10 protein-coding genes are annotated in these 19,397 nt (G+C 39.1%); all 10 read left to right on the plus strand.

Annotated features, from left to right (window positions below; all coding sequences use genetic code 11):
* The first annotated feature begins 17 nt into the window (after positions 1 to 17).
* The 10 genes from DRF61_RS00065 to DRF61_RS00110 all read left to right on the plus strand — a co-directional run bounded on the left by DRF61_RS00065 (position 18) and on the right by DRF61_RS00110 (position 19,392).
* Positions 18 to 1,643, plus strand: a complete 1,626-nt coding sequence (locus tag DRF61_RS00065) for a glycoside hydrolase family 43 protein (protein WP_111952763.1) — start codon at positions 18 to 20, stop codon at positions 1,641 to 1,643.
* A gap of 88 nt (positions 1,644 to 1,731) precedes the next feature.
* Positions 1,732 to 2,619: an alpha/beta hydrolase gene (locus tag DRF61_RS00070; RefSeq protein ID WP_111952766.1), complete on the plus strand. Its 888-nt coding sequence runs from the start codon at positions 1,732 to 1,734 to the stop codon at positions 2,617 to 2,619.
* A gap of 15 nt (positions 2,620 to 2,634) precedes the next feature.
* Complete coding sequence (locus DRF61_RS00075) at positions 2,635 to 4,002, plus strand: glycoside hydrolase family 43 protein (RefSeq protein ID WP_111952769.1); 1,368 nt, start codon at positions 2,635 to 2,637, stop codon at positions 4,000 to 4,002.
* A gap of 6 nt (positions 4,003 to 4,008) precedes the next feature.
* Positions 4,009 to 5,952, plus strand: a complete 1,944-nt coding sequence (locus tag DRF61_RS00080; RefSeq protein ID WP_111952772.1) for a glycoside hydrolase family 97 protein — start codon at positions 4,009 to 4,011, stop codon at positions 5,950 to 5,952.
* Between the two features lie 228 nt (positions 5,953 to 6,180).
* Positions 6,181 to 8,709 (plus strand): glycosyl hydrolase 115 family protein, encoded by a 2,529-nt coding sequence (locus DRF61_RS00085; protein WP_111952775.1) that lies wholly within the window; start codon positions 6,181 to 6,183, stop codon positions 8,707 to 8,709.
* A gap of 142 nt (positions 8,710 to 8,851) precedes the next feature.
* Complete coding sequence (locus DRF61_RS00090; protein ID WP_111952778.1) at positions 8,852 to 11,590, plus strand: T9SS type A sorting domain-containing protein; 2,739 nt, start codon at positions 8,852 to 8,854, stop codon at positions 11,588 to 11,590.
* A 193-nt stretch (positions 11,591 to 11,783) separates the two neighbouring features.
* Entirely contained in the window at positions 11,784 to 14,411 is a 2,628-nt protein-coding gene (locus DRF61_RS00095) for a glycoside hydrolase family 3 C-terminal domain-containing protein (RefSeq protein WP_111952781.1), read from the plus strand.
* Between the two features lie 152 nt (positions 14,412 to 14,563).
* The gene (locus DRF61_RS00100) at positions 14,564 to 16,537 is read left to right on the plus strand and encodes an alpha-L-arabinofuranosidase C-terminal domain-containing protein (RefSeq protein ID WP_111952784.1); all 1,974 of its coding nucleotides are present in this window, start codon (positions 14,564 to 14,566) and stop codon (positions 16,535 to 16,537) included.
* Positions 16,538 to 16,784: 247 nt separating this feature from the next.
* On the plus strand, positions 16,785 to 18,482 hold the full coding sequence (locus DRF61_RS00105) for a ribulokinase (protein ID WP_111952787.1): 1,698 nt from the start codon (positions 16,785 to 16,787) through the stop codon (positions 18,480 to 18,482).
* 211 nt (positions 18,483 to 18,693) lie between these two features.
* Positions 18,694 to 19,392 (plus strand): L-ribulose-5-phosphate 4-epimerase, encoded by a 699-nt coding sequence (locus tag DRF61_RS00110; RefSeq protein ID WP_111952790.1) that lies wholly within the window; start codon positions 18,694 to 18,696, stop codon positions 19,390 to 19,392.
* Positions 19,393 to 19,397 lie beyond the last annotated feature (5 nt).

Raw genomic sequence — 19,397 nt, forward strand, 5'->3', positions numbered from 1 at the left:
GCAAAATTATTAAAGTTTTGAAAACTAAAAAATCGTTTTATATAGTTTCTTTTTTGGGGTTTATCGGGCTGAATTATTGTTCAGCCCAGGTAAATCCTGCTCAGAAGCCGCAGACGACAGCATTTACCAATCCCATTATCTGGGCAGACGCTCCGGATTTATCAGTGACCAGAAACGGGGATGATTTTTATCTTATCAGTACCACCATGCACCTGATGCCGGGAGCTCCGGTCATGCATTCCAAAGATCTTGTACATTGGGAAATGGCAAGCTATGTTTTTAATACGCTGAATGATAATTCTAAGTATGATTTACTTAACGGAACAGTTTACGGTCGAGGGCAATGGGCATCTTCCATCCGCTATCACAAAGGGAAATATTACGTTTTGTTTTCTCCGAACGATGAGCCTTTCAAATCCTATTTCTATGTAACAGATAATCCTGAAAAAGGCAATTGGAAACTCATTACCAGAACCCGACATTTTCACGATGCTTCTTTGTTTTTTGATGATGACAAGGTATATGTTTTTACTTCCAATAAAGTTTTTGAATTAAGTCCTGATTTTAAAGAAGTCATCGGAAATTCTGACGGAACTGTTGTTTTTCAGAAAGACTCTACGGAAACCGGACTTTTAGAAGGTAATCAGATTATTAAAAGAAACGGAAAATATTATATGATGATGATTTCCTGGCCTAAAGGTGAAAAGCGCCGTCAGGAAGTTTACAGAGCAGATAAAGTGACCGGACCTTATGAGAAAAAAATCATTCTGGAAGATAATTTTTTAGGATTTTCATATGCCGGACAAGGGGCTTTGATTGATGATAAGAACGGTAACTGGTATTCGCTTATTTTTCAGGACAGAGGTGGAGTGGGGCGTGTCCCGATTTTGATTCCTGTACGATGGGAAAACGACTGGCCGGTTTTGGGAAATAATGGAAAAATCCCTTTGAATGGTGAAGTTCCGCTTCCTCCGTTTAAACCCAAAAATAACATTGTAGAAAGTGACGAATTTTCTGGTGAAAAATTGAAAATCCAGTGGCAGTGGAACCATAATCCTGTAAACGAAGCCTGGTCTTTATCTGAAAGGAAAGGATTTATAAGGTTGAAAACGAGTCGGGTAGTGGATAATGTTTACGCTGCTCCGAATACATTAACGCAAAGAATGACAGGCCCGAAATCCAGCGCTGTGGTTGCTTTAGATTTAAGAGGAATGAAGGATGGTGATGTTACAGGTTTCAGTGCATTTAACGGCGATTCCGGCTTGCTTTCAGTTATAAAAGAAGGCAATCAGAAATTTATCACATTTTCTACCAGTGATGTCAGTCTTGATAACAAAACAAAAGCCATTTTAGGAGTGAGAAAAGAAGAAAAGAAGCGTTTTCCTCTCACTTCAGACACCGTTTATCTTCGTATTGAAGCTGATTTTAACCTTGGAAAAGATCTGGCGGATTTTTCTTACAGCACCGATCAAAAAAACTGGATGGTTATGGAAAAAGAATATAAAATGATTTTCGATTACAGAAGATTATTTATGGGTTCTAAATTCGCGGTTTTTAATTATGCCACAAAAAGTACAGGAGGTTTTGTAGATGTTGATTTTTTCAGAATAACGGATTCATTAAACATAAAATATATACGTTAGATAAGATCATATAAATGGTGAAATAATTACTAATCGTAATATTTTTTTATCCCAATTAATAAGTGTTAAAAATACAAATAAAAAATTCATGAATAAATCAGTTGTATTAGCCTTAGGTTTTATCTTGTCAGGAATATTTATTTCTGCACAAACTTTTGATAAACAGGTACCGCAAGGTTTTGATATTGAAAAGAAAGAAATTTCCCACGGGAAAATTGATACCGTAACCTATGAATCAAAAACGGTAGGAACCCAAAGAAAAGCTTTGGTATATACACCTCCGGGTTTTGAAAAAAAAGCTCAATATCCGGTTTTGTACCTGCTTCACGGCATTGGCGGAGATGAAAAAGAATGGTTCAGGAACGGAACCCCCCAAATTATTCTTGAGAATCTGTATGCACAGGGAAAGTTGACTCCAATGATCGTTGTTTTACCCAATGGGAGGGCGATGAAAGACGACAGAGCCAAGGGTGATATTATGGCAAAAGATAAAGTCGAAGCTTTTGCAACATTTGAAAAAGATTTGCTGAACGATCTTATTCCTTTCATTGAAAAAAAATATCCTGTAAAAAAGGACAGAGAAAACAGAGCAATAGCCGGACTGTCCATGGGTGGTGGACAATCCCTGAATTTTGGATTAGGAAATATAGACAAATTTGCTTGGGTAGGCGGTTTTTCTTCCGCTCCGAATACCAAAGAACCTCAACAGTTGCTTTCAGATCCTGCCAAAGCTAAAGAATTAAAACTCCTTTGGATTTCCTGCGGCGATCAGGACAGGCTGATGCCTTTTAGTAAAAGAACAAGTGATTATCTGACGCAAAATAATATTCCTCACATTTTTTATGTGGAACCGGGTGGTCACGATTTCAAAGTCTGGAAAAATGATTTATATATTTTTTCGCAGTTGTTGTTTAAGCCTGTTGACAAAAGCAAATTTTCTGAGTTTACCATTGTGCCCCAATCAGTAAAGAACTAATCTAAAATCAAAGTCATGAAGGAAAAGGTTTTAAAGTATGTTCTGAATATCGGATTAGTTTTAACAGGATTATCGCTCTCTGCCCAAAATCCCATCATTCAAACCGCTTATACCGCGGACCCGGCTCCGATGGTGTTCAATGACCGTTTATATGTTTACACCAGTCACGATGAAGATGATTCTACATGGTTTACCATGAACAACTGGAAGGTATTTTCCACCAACGACATGGTCAACTGGACAGACCACGGCGTTATCCTTTCCTACAACGATTTCGATTGGGCAAAACGTGATGCATGGGCAGCACAGTGCATCGAAAGAAACGGAAAGTTTTTTATGTACGTACCGATGATTTCCAAAACCAATAACAAAGGCGCAATTGGAGTTGCTGTTGCCGACAGTCCCTTTGGTCCGTTTCATGATCCGTTGGGAAAGCCATTGGTTCAGAGCGAATGGGGGGACATCGATCCTACGGTTTTTATTGATGACAATGGTCAGGCCCATATGTACTGGGGGAATCCAAAGCTTAAATATGTAAAATTAAATGAAAATATGATTTCCTATTCCGGCGAAATTGTTGAGGTTCCAATGACCGAAGAATCTTTTGGTAAAAGAGAAGGAAATCCCGAAAGACCTACCAAATACGAAGAAGGTCCGTGGCTGTACAAACGCAAAAATTTATATTATCTTTTCTGGCCGGGCGGTCCGCTTCCCGAGTTTATCGGCTATTCGACGAGTAAAAGTCCACAAGGTCCTTGGAAATATGGCGGAATCATAATGCCTGCGGAAGGAAAATCCTTTACCAATCATCCCGGAGTTATTGATTTCAGAGGGAAAACGTATTTCTTCTACCACAACGGTGCATTGCCGGGCGGAAGTGGATTTACAAGATCGGTAAGCGTGCAGGAACTTAATTTTAATAAAGACGGCTCTATTTCGCCTTTTAAAATGACCAACGGTATTACGGATGCCATTGCAAACGTCAATCCTTACGCATTCAATCAGGCAGAAATGATTGCGTGGTCAGAGAACGTAAAATCTTATCAGAACAAAGCAGCGGGAGTTTTCATTAAAGCAAAGAAAAATGGCGCTTACACCAGTGTAAAGAATGTTGATTTTGGAAAAGATGGCGCATCATCTTTTTCTGCCCGTGTTGGAACTACGCATAACAGCGGTGTCACAATGGATGTTCATTTAGACGGTTTAAACGGGCCGGTTGCTGCCACCATAAAAGTTCCTCTTACCGGTGGAGACGATCGATTCGAGACAGTTACGACTAATCTATCCAACAAAATTACAGGCATTCACAATCTTTATTTCGTGTGTAATGGTAAAGCGGAAAAAGATATCATGTTTTTCGATTATTGGATGTTTTCAAAATAATTTAAAATGAAAAAAGCAACACTTATATTTCTGTCATTAATAATTTTCTGTCTTTTATCAGAAGTTAAAGCACAAGTTGCTGAAATTTCCAGTCCGGACGGCAAATTGAAGCTGAATGTATTTTCAGAAGAAGGAAAAGCATTATACTCTGTAAGTTCTCAGGGAGAAACAATACTCGACAAGTCTCCGTTGGGGTTGATCACCAATGAATCTGATTTTTCTAAAAATTTAAAATTCATCAACAGCAAAAAAGATGTTGTTTCTAAAAAATACAGCAACAAAAAGATAAAAAAATCTGAAATTGAGTATAAAGCCAATACTTTGATGGTCAGCTTTATGAATGCAGATCAGTTCGATCTTGAAATTGAGTTTCAGGTTAGCGATAATAATATTGCTTTCCGTTATGAGATTCCGTCCATGAAAGACCATTTTAGTGCGGTTGTAGAGTCGGAAGTTACCGGCTATAGATTCCCGACAAAAACCACGACATTTCTCTCACCGATGATGAAGCCGATGAGTGGATTTGCCCGAACAGCACCAAGCTACGAAAGCGGATACAAAGCGGATGCAGAATTGGGAACAAAAGCCGACTATGGTTATGTTTTCCCCGGACTTTTCCATATCGGAAATGACGGCTGGGTTTTGCTTTCGGAGACTGGCGTGACGAGTTTGTACTGCGCTTCACATCTCAGCACCACCTCAGAAAAAAATCTTTATCAGGTAGCGTATCCAAATATGGCGGAAAACAACGGTTTCGGAAGTTCCGGAGCAGCGATTTCACTTCCGGGAAAAACACCGTGGAGAACCATTAGCATTGGAGATTCATTGAAACCGATCGTAGAAACTACAATTCCTTTTGATGTGGTAGAACCGCTTTACGAGCCTTCGCAGGAATATCAGTTTGGGCGTTCTACCTGGAGCTGGATATTATGGCAGGATGCAAGCATGAACTATGATGATCAGGTGAAATTCATAGATCTTGCCTCTTCTTTACAATATGAATTTATTTTGATCGATGCACTTTGGGATAAAAATATAGGGAAAGAGCGGATGAAACAACTCGTTCAGTATGCGAAATCCAAAAATGTGGGTGTGATGCTCTGGTACAATTCCAACGGAGCTGCCAACGATGCACCGATGGGCCCAAGAAACAAAATGAGCAATGCCGTAGAAAGGAAAAAAGAAATGAGATGGCTAAAGGAAGTCGGAGTAAAAGGCCTGAAAGTCGATTTCTTCGGCGGAGACAAACAGGAAACCATGCGTCTGTACGAAGATATTTTGTCTGATGCTAATGATTTCGGATTAACGATTATTTTCCACGGCGCCACTTTACCGCGAGGCTGGGAAGTGATGTACCCGAATTATGCGGGAAGTGAAGCCGTTTTAGCTTCGGAAATGCTCTATTTCTCAGAAGATGTCCGTAAGCAGGAAGCGTTCTTTGCAACCTTGCATCCGTTTATCAGGAATACGGTGGGAAGTATGGAGTTTGGCGGCACTTTTCTCAATAAATTTTTAACCCAATCAAACAAGGATAAAAATAAAAGACATACAACAGACGGATTTCAGTTGGCGACAGCGGTTTTGTTTCAAAATCCCGTTCAGATGTTTGCAGTAATGCCGAATAACCTGGCTGATGCCCCAAAATTCCAGATTGATTTTATGAAAGATGTTCCGACACTTTGGGATGAGACGGTTTTTATCGACGGCTATCCCGGGAAATATTCTGTCATTGCAAGAAGGCATCAGGATAAATGGTATGTTGTCGGGGTGAATGCAGAAAAAACGGTTAGAAAACTTAAACTTAATCTCCCGATGTTAGCAGGCAAAAATGTCGAACTTATTAATGATGATAAATCCGGAACCACATTTACAAAACAGATTTCTATCAATAAAAAAGGAGTATACGAAATTGAAATTCAGCCGAATGGCGGTTTTGTGTTGAAGAATTAATTTAGGAATAATTTGGGCAGCTTTATCCGCCCTCCGTTCCCGCTTTTTTGTTCCGCTTCGCTCCACAAAAAGAGCTCCACTCAGGTCGGGCTGCATGCGATTCGCTACAAAAGAACCCAGAGGGTTCAATATGAATAGCCATAGGTACAACCTGTGGAAAATAATAATCAAAATAAACCTTATAGGTTTTTAAAACCTATAAGGTTTCAATCAGATAAAGATAAGATTATGAACAGATTACCTATACTATTTTTCTTTGTACTGTTGTTGGGTGCTTTTGGTAATATACAGGCAACCGAACGGTTTATCACGACAGAAAAAACTAATGATGTTATTCTTCTGAAAGACAAATCAGTCAGAATTTCCCTGTATGCAGATGCTCAGATGGATGCAGGAATTATGAGAGCCGTAAAGAACCTCCAAACAGATTTTCAGAAAGTCACAGGCGAACAACCCAACATTCTGAATCAGATTTCCGGAACGACTTCTCCTTTAATTATCATCGGAACAGTCGGAACAAAATCTGTGATCGATGATTTAATCAGACAAAAAAAGATCGACGGGAAATCATTAATCGGGAAAACAGAAAAATACGTCATCCAGAATATCAGCAATCCATTTCCCGGAGTTTCGGAAGCTATTGTGATTGCCGGAAGTGACAAAAGAGGAACCATCTACGGAATTTATGAAGTTTCGCAGCAGATTGGCGTTTCACCCTGGCATTACTGGGCGGATGTTCCGGTTGAAACGAAAGAAAATTTATATTTCAAAAAAGGAATATATACCGATGGAGAACCTGCTGTAGAGTACCGCGGGATTTTCCTGAATGATGAAGAACCATCTCTTGGCAGTTGGGCTAGAGCCACTTTTGGAGGTATTAATTCAAAATTTTACGAAAAAGTTTTTGAATTGATCCTTCGCCTGAAAGGCAACTACATTTGGCCAGCCATGTGGGGAAAAGCATTTTATGACGATGATGCTTTGAGCGGGCCATTAGCCAACGAAATGGGAATCGTAATGGGAACTTCTCACCACGAGCCGATGGCGCAGGCGCAGACCGATTGGCACCGGTATATCAAAAGAAATAACCTCCCGAATGTCTGGGATTATTCCAAAAATTCTAAAGTTTTGCAGGAATTCTGGAAAGCCGGAATTGTGAGAAGCAAAAGCTGGGAAAAACTCATTACTGTTGGAATGCGTGGCGATGGTGATGAAGCAATGGGAGAGGGAACCAATATTTCTTTACTTGAAAAAATCGTAAAAGATCAACGCAAAATTATTGCTGAGGTAACCGGTAAAAAAGCGGATAAAACACCTCAGATTTGGGCTTTGTACAAAGAGGTTCAGGATTATTACGATAAAGGCATGAGGGTTCCGGATGATGTTATTTTGCTGTTTTGCGATGATAACTGGGGCAACGTGAGAAAGCTTCCGGATCTTTCAAAACCCTTGCATAAAGGCGGTTACGGAATATATTATCATTTTGATTACGTAGGTGGACCGAGAAATTCTAAATGGATCAATATCAGTCCCATACAGAGAGTTTGGGAGCAGATGAATCTTTCGTACGAACATAAAGTCGACAAAGTCTGGGTAGTCAATGTGGGCGATTTAAAGCCAATGGAATTTCCGATCAGTTTTTTCCTTGAAATGGCCTGGAATCCCAAACAGTTTAACGCTAAAAATCTTCTTGACTATACCGAAAAATGGGCAGCACAGCAGTTTGGTGAGAAACATTCAAAGGAAATTGCCCGAATGATTAATCTCTATGCCAAATATAATCGAAGAGTTACCCCTGAAACGCTTGACAGTAAAACATTCAGCCTCGAAAATTATAATGAATTTGAAACAGTACTGAATGACTACAGATCATTAGCAGTGGATGCTTTACGTTTAAAAGACCAGATTCCGGCAGAATATCAGGATGCCTATTATCAGTTGGTTCTATACCCAATCGATGCGTGCAGCAATTTATATGAAATGTATTATGCAGTGGCTAAAAATAAAGAACTGGCTGCCAAAAATGATATTCAGGCAAATTTTTACGCAGATAAAGTGAAGGAATGTTTTGAAAGAAATGCTTATCTCGACAATAAATATAACAATGAAATTGCCAAAGGAAAATGGACGCATATGATGGATCAAATGAAGATAGGATACAAAGCCTGGTTCGACGGAAAAGTAAATGTAATGCCTGAAGTGATCTATGTTTCTGAAGCAGACACTCCGAAAGATAAAATATTTGCAGAAGAAAACGGCTATGTTTCCATAGAAGCGGAAAATTTTGCGAGAATGAATAATTCGGACAGGATTCATTGGGAAGTGATTCCTGATTTCGGGAAAACAAAATCCGGGATAACGACTTTTCCCCAGAATGCTTACCCGAAATCCGATGAAAATATCTATCTGGAATATGATATTAATTTTAAATCTAAAGGTGAAGTTGAAGTTCAGCTGCTTTTAGCTCCGACTTTAAATTTCAACCATAACAAAGGATTGCGTTATGAGATTTCCTTCGATGGAGGAAAACCTGAGACTGTCAATTTCAATGGACATTACCGTGGAGAATTGGGAAAATGGCAGTCGGAACACATCATTAAATCGGTGACAAAGCATCAGATTTCACAACCAGGCAAACATACGTTAAGATTCAGGATTCTGGAGCCGGGAATTGTTTTAGAGAAAATACTAATTGATACGGGAGGCCTTAAACCAAGTTATCTGGGAGCTCCTCAAAGTGATTATTCAGAAAAATAAATGAAGAGGGTAATTGTTGAAAATTGATGATGGTGAATTTTATGAAAGGATAATTTTCAGAGAGAAGCTGAAATAACTACTTAGCGATCATCATAAATCTATTCATTAGACACATTTAACATCAGAATTAAAACTTATTACTATGAAAAAAATCTTCAAATTAATACTTGTAATGATTACGGGTATTGCAATTTCAGTACAGCTGAATGCACAAAATCTACAGGCAAAAGTAAAAATTGATAAGAATATTGCTTATCAGAAAATAACAGGCTTCGGCGGCTTTGTCTGCAGTCCACAGTTTGGATACAACCATATGACTACCACAGAGATCCAAAAACTTTGGGGTGCAGGCAGTGAAGGAGGGTATAATATCATGCGCCTTTATATTCCCGAACAAAGCAGTAATTGGAGTGCAGCTCTGGCAACAGCTCAGCTCGCCAAATCTATGGGACTGACTATATTCGCAAGCCCGTGGACAATGCCGGCAGCATGGAAAACCAATAACCATGTCAATGCTGTGTATACTGATACGAACGGTGTTCAGCAAATCGGCTATCTGAAACCTGAAAATTATCAGGATTATGCTTTGTATCTCAACAGTTTTGTAACTTATATGCAAAATAATGGGGTAACATTAGATTACATATCTATACAAAATGAACCCGATGAAATGGCGCAGTATCAAGGCTGTATCTGGACGCCAACACAAATAGCCACCTTTGTTAAAAATTATGGCCACCTTATCAACTGTAAGGTAATAGCACCCGAAAGTGTTGGTTTTACAGATAATTTTGCCAATGCATTCTTAGATCCCGCGGTAATGGCGAATTTTGAGGTGTACGGAGGACATCAATACGGTTCGATGCAGTCTGTGTACAAGCAGTTTCAGAATTATAATAAAGAAATATGGCAGACAGAATATCTGATCAACTGGAATTCTTCAAGTAGTTCGGCTCCACGGGATTTCGTCTGGAATACGGATGGTTTCACTTTTGCAAGAAGTGTAAATAATGCATTGCTTGGAAATGTAAATGCGTGGATTCATTATGCCTCAAAAAGATTTTATGGGCTGATGGGGGATGGCTCATACGGAACTGTTGCCGGAGATATGACCAAAAGAGGATATATTTTATCCCAATATGCCAAAAATACTACGGGAAAAACCAGAATTGATGCCAAATGGGAAACCTCAAGCGGAACTTTGGAAGGCTCTTCTTATATTTCGCTGGACGGAAACCAGATCACCCTTGTTGTTATCAATTCTTCTTCCAGCACATATGATCTTAAAGTTGATCTGCCATTCTTTACAACTTCAGGAATACAGACAACCACTTCACAATCTGTGAATATAGCTTCATCACCTTTCTCTTTCAGTACGGCGAGTTTCCGCCCCACAGTTCAGGTGAGCCCTTCGAGTGTAATGACTTTTGTGTTTAATAAAAGTGGCGACAGACCGGTATCATTCATGACGGGAGGTGATGTTCATTATAATAAAATTGAAACTCAGGTTCCAACCAATTCATCGTTTGGTACTAATTATCAACTGAGCGGAAAAACGGTTACATTCTACAATTCCACGCCGCTAATAAGCTCAAATACAGATGCCAACAGCGGATATTTAAATTTGGATGACCGTTACAACAAGTTAATTTTTAATGTACTAAATTATACAACAAGCAACTTGCCGACTTCATCCAATACGACATTGTATTATGTTGATAGCAACGGAACGGTAAGATCTCATAATTATGGCAGTGTAGCATTTCCTGCTCCGGGTTCCGGAAGTTTCAATCTGGTATTTGATATTTCCAGAACGGTTCTTCCGTATGGCTGCAAAGGGATTATCGGGCTTCGAAGCGGAAATTACAGCTCAATTCTCACCCTGACTTTGGGTGATGTTTATTTCAATGTTGGTAATGAAAGAGCTTCAAAATTTGCAGCGGCTTACTCTCTTACAGACAGCAGTCTTATGGATGCCCTCGAAAATGAATATTATACATCTATTGATTTCAGAGACGTTACAGGAAATACTTCTACAGACACCTGGAGCAATGCTTCTGCCAACCGGAACAGTATTTTTTATGTTAACGGAAGCGTTAGCAATAATAATATAAATGTAATTTCAGGCAATTCCTGTCAGAATCTGACTCTTTCGGATTTGGGCAAAGATTTTCAGGTGCCTTTTGGCTTTACAGCAAGTTCTGCTACGTACACAAGAACTTTTAATGGGTACGGGATCGTTCTTTTACCTTTCCAGTCAGCCATTCCTTCCGGAGTTACCGCATACATGATGCAGCCCGGTTCCGGAAATGTGGTTTGTTCACAGATTTCCAACGGGATAATTCCTGCAAATACTCCTGTGTTGATCAATGCTACAGGAAGCAAGACATTCACAGGATCAGGTGCTGTATCTACACCAAAAGCAATTACGGTCAACCAGATAAACGGCGTTTATCAGTCTGTAAAAGTAGCTGCAGGAGGATATGTGCTGAAAACAGAAAGCGGAGTGACAGGTTTTTATAAGGTAACGGCGGGTAACGAGCCCTCAGTCAGTCCTTTCCAGGGATATCTTACTGAAAATAATACCTATACCAACAACGTTCTTCCGTTAAGTTTTGCTACACTTAAGACTGATGACGTAATCACAGCAAAAGAAGAGATTTTCCTCTATCCAAATCCTGCCAAAACAGAAATTTTCATTGACTGGAAATCGGATGATGCATTCTATTCTATCAATAATTCGAGAGGAAGCATAACTAATAAGGTAAAGCTAACCAAAGGAAGAAACAGAATTGATGTTTCAAAACTTCCGGCAGGGCTTTATTTTATTGAAATATCCGACTCAGGAAAAAGTATTAAAAGTAAATTTATAAAACAATAATCCCAAAGAGATTATATTAAAAATTCCTTTAAAAAGGTTACCGCCTTTTCAGGTAACCTTTTTACTTTAAATTAAGTGTACTATATACATTTATTAAAATAGAATCTTATCTTTGTCTTTATCACATTGAAAAACAATATTCAATGGTAATAATCAAAATGTTTTAACAGAATATTGCTTTAAAATTAACCATATGAACAAAATTTTATTAACCCTGTCAGTTGTAGTCTGTACCTTTAGTTACGCTCAGAATTTCAAATATTCGTTTCAAAACCCCGGTCTTCCGGTTGAGCAAAGGATTGAAAATCTTTTAGGGTTATTAACGGTTGACGAAAAGATTGGAATGATGATGGACAATTCCAGGGCTGTCCCAAGACTTGAAATTCCCGCTTACGGTTGGTGGAACGAGGCGCTTCACGGTGTTGCCAGAGCAGGAACGGCTACTGTTTTCCCGCAGGCAATCGGTATGGCAGCAACCTGGGATGTTTCAGAGCATTTCAAAACTTTTGAAATGATTTCTGACGAAGCCAGGGCAAAATACAATAAATCTTTCGATGAAGCTCATAAAACCGGACGTTATGAAGGTCTTACATTCTGGACCCCCAATATCAATATTTTCCGAGATCCAAGATGGGGAAGAGGTCAGGAAACCTATGGAGAAGATCCTTATTTAACCTCTGTTTTGGGCGTTGCTGCTGTAAAAGGTTTGCAAGGAAATGATCCTAAATACTTTAAAACCCATGCCTGTGCCAAGCATTTTGCCGTTCACAGCGGTCCGGAATGGAACCGGCATTCCTATAATGCTGAAATTTCCAGGAGAGATCTTTATGAAACCTATCTTCCGGCTTTTAAAGCACTGGTTTTAGAAGGAAATGTGAGAGAAGTGATGTGTGCCTATAATGCTTTTGACGGCCAGCCTTGTTGTGCCAACAATACGTTGCTTAATGAAATTCTTCGTGGTAAATGGAAATACGACGGAATGGTGGTTTCAGATTGTTGGGCTTTGGCCGATTTCTATCAGGAAAAATACCACGGAACACATCCTGACGAAAAAACAACCGCTGCAGATGCATTAAAACATTCAACAGATTTGGAATGCGGAGATACTTACAATAATCTTAACAAATCTCTGGCAAGCGGATTAATTACCGAAAAAGACCTCGACATTTCGATGCGCAGAATCCTCAAAGGGTGGTTTGAATTAGGGATGCTCAATCCCAAATCGTCTGTTCACTGGAACAATATTCCTTATTCTACGGTAGATTCTAAAGAACATAAAGAACAGGCATTGAAAATGGCTCAAAAATCTATTGTACTGATGAAAAATGAGAAAAATGTTCTGCCTTTAAATAAGAATATTAAAAAAATTGCTGTTGTCGGTCCCAATGCCGATGATGGAATTATGCAGCTCGGAAATTACAACGGAACACCTTCTTCAACGGTGACAATTTTAGATGGAATTAAAGCTAAATTTCCAAATGCTGAAATCATCTATGAAAAAGGAAGCGAAATAGTAGATCCGTCGTCCAGAACAACTCTTTACCAGAATTTTGTAAGCCAGAAAAACGGTGAGAAGGGAATGAAGGTTGAATTTTTTAATAATAATGAATTCAAAGAAAAACCGGTCAATACTTCGGTCAATACAACGAGGATTTCCTACAGCAGTTTTGGGGGAACTCAACTTGCGCCGGGAGTGTCCAGAGAAAATACGTCAGCAAAAATATCAGGTATTTTTAAAAGCAGTTATTCTGGTGAAGTGATATTTTCTGCTGCAACATCGGATATGTACACGCTTTTGATTGACGGTAAAGAGATCGCTACCAGAAAAGGGCCGGATGCAAGACATCCTTCTGAATTTCCGGTGAAAATGGAGAAAGGGAAGGAGTATCAGATAGAATTTCGACACAGCCAGAAAGGAAAATATGTAAGCATTGATTTCGAAGTGTACCGAAAAGATCCGGTGAATTTTAATTCAGTAAAAGAAAAAGTAAAAGACGCTGAGGTAATTGTTTTTGTCGGCGGATTGTCCCCGAGCCTTGAAGGGGAAGAAATGATGGTTAATGCAGAAGGTTTTAAAGGTGGTGATAAAACTTCAATAGAGCTTCCGAAAGTTCAGCGTGAACTGTTAGCAGAATTAAGAAAAACAGGAAAACCTGTTGTCTTCGTACTGTGCACGGGAAGTGCGCTTGGTTTGGAGCAGGATGAAAAAAATTATGACGCTCTGCTGAATGCCTGGTACGGCGGTCAATCCAGCGGAACTGCTGTTGCCAATGTTTTAGCGGGAGATTACAACCCTTCCGGAAAATTACCAATTACTTTTTACAGGAATCTTGAGCAATTGGATAATGCACTTTCGACAACGAGTAAGCATCAGGGTTTTGAGAATTATGATATGAAAGGCAGAACCTATCGCTATATGACCGAAGATCCTTTATATGCATTTGGTCATGGTTTAAGCTATTCAAAATTTGCCTATGGCAATGCTAAATTGAGCAAAAACAGCATTAATTCTAATGAGAAAATCACGATAACAATTCCGGTTACCAATACTTCAGAAAGAGATGGCGAAGAAGTGGTGCAGGTGTATGTCAGAAGAAATAATGATCCTTTAGCGCCCGTAAAAACGCTGAGAGCTTTTGAAAAAAAATTGATTAAATCTAAAGAAACAAAAAACATCCAGCTAAACATCTCTGAAGAATCTTTTAAATTTTATGATGAAAAAGCAGATGATCTAGTTTCAAAATCAGGAGATTATACCATTTTCTACGGAGGAACTTCAAAAAATTCAGATTTAAAAAGTATCCAGTTGAAAGTCAAGTAAACTATTCTCAATGTAGGAAACCTTATAGATTTTTAAAACCTAAGGTTTATCAATAAATAGAAGAATAATACATTCAATTTAAAAGTTCACGATTATAGATGCCCCACTGACTGTAGTCGAAGTGTTTATCTGGACAATCAAAAATAGTATCAATGAAAACAAAAAATAAAATTTTCACCATTCTTCTTTCAAGTTGCGTTGCATTTTCATCAGCGCAAAACTCAAAATTTACTTTAGATCTTGATGGAACTCCTACCAACATTAAAATCCAGCCGACAATGTATGGGATTTTCTTTGAAGATATCAATTTTGCAGCCGATGGCGGTATTTATGCCGAATTAATCAAAAACCGAAGCTTTGAATTCGATGAACCCTTGACGGGCTGGAAACAGCAAAATACACAAACCCTTTCTCATAATCTGGATTCCGGGTTTTTGACCATTTATTCTGATCATTCCAAAACCAATAAAAACTACGCTAGAATTACCGTTCACAACGATAAAAAGTATATACTGGAAAATGAAGGCTTCCGGGGAATCGGACTTCATAAAGATGCTAAATATGATTTCAGCTTTGATTTAGAAAATGTATCTGGAAATATTTCTGCGGTCAATGCGAATTTGGTTGACGAAAAAGGAATGGTAATTTCTACAGTTCCGATAATCATCAAAGGAAAAGGATGGCACAAATATTCGGCTGTTTTTTCTCCTTTAGGAACGGTAGAAAAAGCAAAACTGCAGATCACTTTTACAGGAAACGGCGTTATAAATATGGATATGATTTCCCTCTTCCCGCAAAATACCTGGAAAGGAAGAAAAGGTGGCTTAAGAAAAGATTTAGTTCAGAAATTATACGATTTACAGCCTGGATTTCTGCGTTTTCCGGGAGGTTGCATTGTGGAAGGCAGAACACTTGCTGAAAGGTATCAGTGGAAAAAAACATTGGGAAATGTAGCAGACAGAGAATATCTCATCAACAAATGGAGTTCAGGTTTCCCGCATCGCCTGACTCCCGATTATTACCAATCGTTCGGATTAGGTTTTTATGAATATTTCCAGCTTTCTGAAGATTTGGGAGCCGAGCCTTTACCGATTCTTAGCTGTGGAATGGCCTGCCAGTTTAACACAGGTGAGCTGGTAAACCTTGAAGAATTAAACCCTTTTGTTCAGGATGCTTTGGATTTAATTGAATTTGCCAACGGTGATGTCAATACGAAATGGGGAAAAATACGTTCAGAAATGGGACATCCCAAGGCTTTTAATATGAAATATATTGGCGTCGGAAACGAACAGTGGGGTGAAGACTATATCGAACGGTACAAAATTTTTGAAAAAGCCATTCATTCAAAATACCCCGATATTACAATCATTTCCGGAAGCGGACCATTGCCTGACGGAGAATTTTTCGAATACGGCTGGAAAGAGCTTAAAAAGCTCAATGCACAGATTGTCGATGAGCATTATTACAATTCAGCAAAATGGTTTCAGGAAAATGCTGCGAGATACGATAAATATGATAGAAACGGGCCTAAAGTTTTTGCAGGTGAATACGCAGTTCAGTCGGTAAAAACAGTAAGTCCGGACAATAAAAATAACTGGGAATCGGCATTTTCGGAAGCCGCTTTTATGACAGGGCTGGAAAGAAATGCGGATGTGGTAACCATGACTTCTTATGCGCCGCTTTTTGCACACGCCGATGGCTGGCAATGGACTCCGGATTTGATTTGGTTCAATAATCTGCAGTCATACGCAACTCCCAATTATTATGTTCAGAAGTTATTTTCGAATAATAAAGGGACTGATTTACTGAAGATTTACCACAATAAGACCCCGGTCAGTGGACAGGATAAACTCTATGCAACCGCAGTAAAAGACAGTGAAAATAATGAGGTGATCATTAAAATTGTCAATACAGACAACAAGACGGCATTAATAGAAATTAATCCTAAAAATATAAAACTGGGACAAAAACTGACAAAAACGGTCTTAAAAGCTCCTACACTTTCTGCCGAGAATAATTTTAAAACAGAAAATATACAGCCTGTTGAAGATAATTCAGTCATAAAAAAAGGGATATTTTCAATGGAAATTCCTGCTTATTCGCTGGTTGTTTTAAAGATTAAATAAGCCTCAGATACGAACATAGAAATAAAAAATAAAATTAAGTGTATTTTATACATTTATTTAAAATAGAATCTTATATTTGTTTTATCTCAAGAACAGAAATGTAATGGATTTATTAAGGCTTAATTAAAAATGATTCTTTTTAGTCATCAAATTAAACCTAAGCTTAAACATTTAGCATTAGAAATCTCACCCAGAGCTTGTCGAAGGGGTCTATCAAAATATTGTTAAAACTTAACTCATTATATAAATGAAGAAATATGTTATCGGACTGGATTATGGTACAGATTCCGTTCGTGCTGTACTGATTGATACAGAAAACGGTGCAGAACTGTCTACATCAGTCAGCTACTATCAACGATGGAAGCAGGGAAAATTCTGTTTGCCGGAAAAAAATCAGTTTCGCCAACATCCTTTAGACCATATTGAAGGTTTGGAACAAACCATTTCTAATGTAGTAAAAGAAAGCGGAGTGGCACCGGAAACTGTTGTAAGCATCTGCATTGATACTACAGGTTCATCACCACTTCCTGTAAACAAAGAAGGAATAGCACTGGCTTTAATACCCGGATTTGAAGAAAATCCCAATGCAATGATGGTTTTATGGAAAGATCATACCTCTATTCATGAGGCTGAAGAAATTAATCATTTGGCAAGAAGCTGGGGCGGTGAAGATTACACCAGATTCGAGGGCGGAATTTATTCTTCCGAATGGTTTTGGGCAAAAATTCTGCATATCAACAGACAGGATGAAAAAGTGAAAAATTCCGCTTACAGCTGGATGGAACACTGTGATTATATTACTTTTCTGCTTTCCGATCATCAGGATCTGGCGACATTCAAAAGAAGCCGTTGCGCAGCGGGTCATAAAGCAATGTGGCACGAGTCGTGGAATGGACTTCCGTCTAAGGATTTCCTTGGGCAGCTGGATCCGTCTTTAGCTGAGCTTCGGGACAGATTATATGATAAAACCTATACTTCCGATGAGATTGCAGGCAGTTTAAACGAAGAATGGGCGGCTAAGCTGGGACTGACAACCAATACTGTGATTGCCGTAGGAACTTTCGATGCCCATTCAGGAGCCGTCGGCGCAAAAGTTGAAGAGAACACCCTCATTAGGATTATGGGCACGTCCACCTGTGATATTATGGTTGCTCCCAACGAAATCATCCTGGATAAAACCGTAAAAGGTATTTGCGGACAGGTGAACGGTTCTGTTATTCCAGGACTGATTGGTCTGGAAGCCGGTCAGTCCGCATTTGGAGATCTTTTGGCATGGTATAAAGACATTCTCACTTGGCCAATTTATAATGTGCTTATGGATTCTGATAGTATCGATGAAGATCAAAAGCAACGCTTAAAAGAAGAAATAGAAAATAATCTCATCCGCAATCTTACTTTGGAAGCTGAAAAAATTCCACTTTCCGAAACAATTCCTGTTGCCCTGGATTGGATCAACGGAAGAAGAACACCAGATGCGGATCAGCAGTTGAAATCAGTAATTTCCGGGCTCTCTTTGGGAACAAAAGCACCTCATATTTTCAAGGCTTTGGTGAACGCCATCTGTTTCGGATCCAAAAAAATTGTCGACCGTTTTGAAGAAGAAGGCGTTAAAATCAATAAAGTAATCGGAATTGGCGGCGTCGCCAGAAAATCCCCGTTTATTATGCAGACATTGGCAAATGTCCTGAATAAGCCGATCGTCATAGCGGCATCTGATCAGGCTCCGGCTTTGGGAGCCGCGATTTATGCGGCAGTTTCGGCAGGTATTTATCCGACTGTTCAGGAAGCAAGCCGTAAAATGGGCTCCGATTTCGAAGCTGAATATTTTCCTCAGGCAGATCAGGTTGAAAAGTATGCAGAATTAATGAACCAGTATCAGATTCTCGCCGACTTTACTGAAAACAATATGAAATCAAAAAAGAAGGTGATCGCTGGCAGTTTATAGTTGATAGAAATTTTTAACCTAGGAGTGCACTGCGTGAAACGAGGGACTAGATTCATCGATTCAAATAAAAATAAATAAGGGATAATTCAACAGGACAGCCTTGTCAAGGTTCAAAACCTTGACAAGGCTGACGGAAATCAATAGGAATGGGCTTTAGCCCGAAACAAAGACCTGTAATTTTAAAATTATTTAATCATTTAATAAAAATAAAATGAGCATCTATAAAGAACTTCAGAGAGAGTGTTACGAAGCCAATATGCAGTTGGATGCTTTGAAGCTTGTCGTGTATACCTTCGGAAATGTAAGTGCCGTTGACCGTGAAAAAGGAATTTTTGCGATCAAACCAAGCGGTGTTCCTTATGAGATTCTAAAGCCTGAAGACATTGTGATTTTAGATTACGATGCCAATGTGGTGGAAGGAAAATTAAGGCCGTCATCCGATACCAAAACCCACGCTTACCTCTACCAAAACTGGGAAAGCATTGGCGGAATTTCTCATACTCACGCGATCTATTCGGTAGCTTGGGCCCAGGCACAGCTGGATATTCCGGTTTTCGGAACCACACATGCAGATCATTTAACAGCAGATATTCCCTGTGCACCGCCAATGCACGATGATTTGATCGAGGGAAACTACGAATACAATACCGGAATCCAGATTCTCGATTGTTTCAGAGAAAAAAAATTGTCTTACGAAGAAGTGGAAATGATACTCGTTGGAAATCACGGACCTTTTACCTGGGGCAAAAATGCTGATAAAGCGGTTTATAACAGTAAAGTTCTGGAAACAGTTGCGGAAATGGCCTATCTCACCCGGCAGATCAATCCCAATGCAGTTCGGTTGAAAGATTCCCTCATCAAAAAACATTACGAACGAAAACACGGAAAAAATGCCTACTACGGACAGTAAATGAC

The sequence above is a fragment of the Chryseobacterium lathyri genome (assembly GCF_003290185.1).
Taxonomy (GTDB): Bacteria; Bacteroidota; Bacteroidia; order Flavobacteriales; family Weeksellaceae; genus Chryseobacterium; species Chryseobacterium lathyri.

Excerpts from the sequence above, each read along its gene's own strand:
- DRF61_RS00070 (WP_111952766.1), top strand. The coding sequence starts at position 1,732 with ATGAATAAATCAGTTGTATTAGCCTTAGGTTTTATCTTGTCAGGAATA.
- DRF61_RS00090 (WP_111952778.1), top strand. The coding sequence starts at position 8,852 with ATGAAAAAAATCTTCAAATTAATACTTGTAATGATTACGGGTATTGCA.
- DRF61_RS00080 (WP_111952772.1), top strand. The coding sequence starts at position 4,009 with ATGAAAAAAGCAACACTTATATTTCTGTCATTAATAATTTTCTGTCTT.
- DRF61_RS00100 (WP_111952784.1), top strand. The coding sequence starts at position 14,564 with ATGAAAACAAAAAATAAAATTTTCACCATTCTTCTTTCAAGTTGCGTT.
- DRF61_RS00110 (WP_111952790.1), top strand. The coding sequence starts at position 18,694 with ATGAGCATCTATAAAGAACTTCAGAGAGAGTGTTACGAAGCCAATATG.
- DRF61_RS00105 (WP_111952787.1), top strand. The coding sequence starts at position 16,785 with ATGAAGAAATATGTTATCGGACTGGATTATGGTACAGATTCCGTTCGT.
- DRF61_RS00095 (WP_111952781.1), top strand. The coding sequence starts at position 11,784 with ATGAACAAAATTTTATTAACCCTGTCAGTTGTAGTCTGTACCTTTAGT.
- DRF61_RS00085 (WP_111952775.1), top strand. The coding sequence starts at position 6,181 with ATGAACAGATTACCTATACTATTTTTCTTTGTACTGTTGTTGGGTGCT.
- DRF61_RS00075 (WP_111952769.1), top strand. The coding sequence starts at position 2,635 with ATGAAGGAAAAGGTTTTAAAGTATGTTCTGAATATCGGATTAGTTTTA.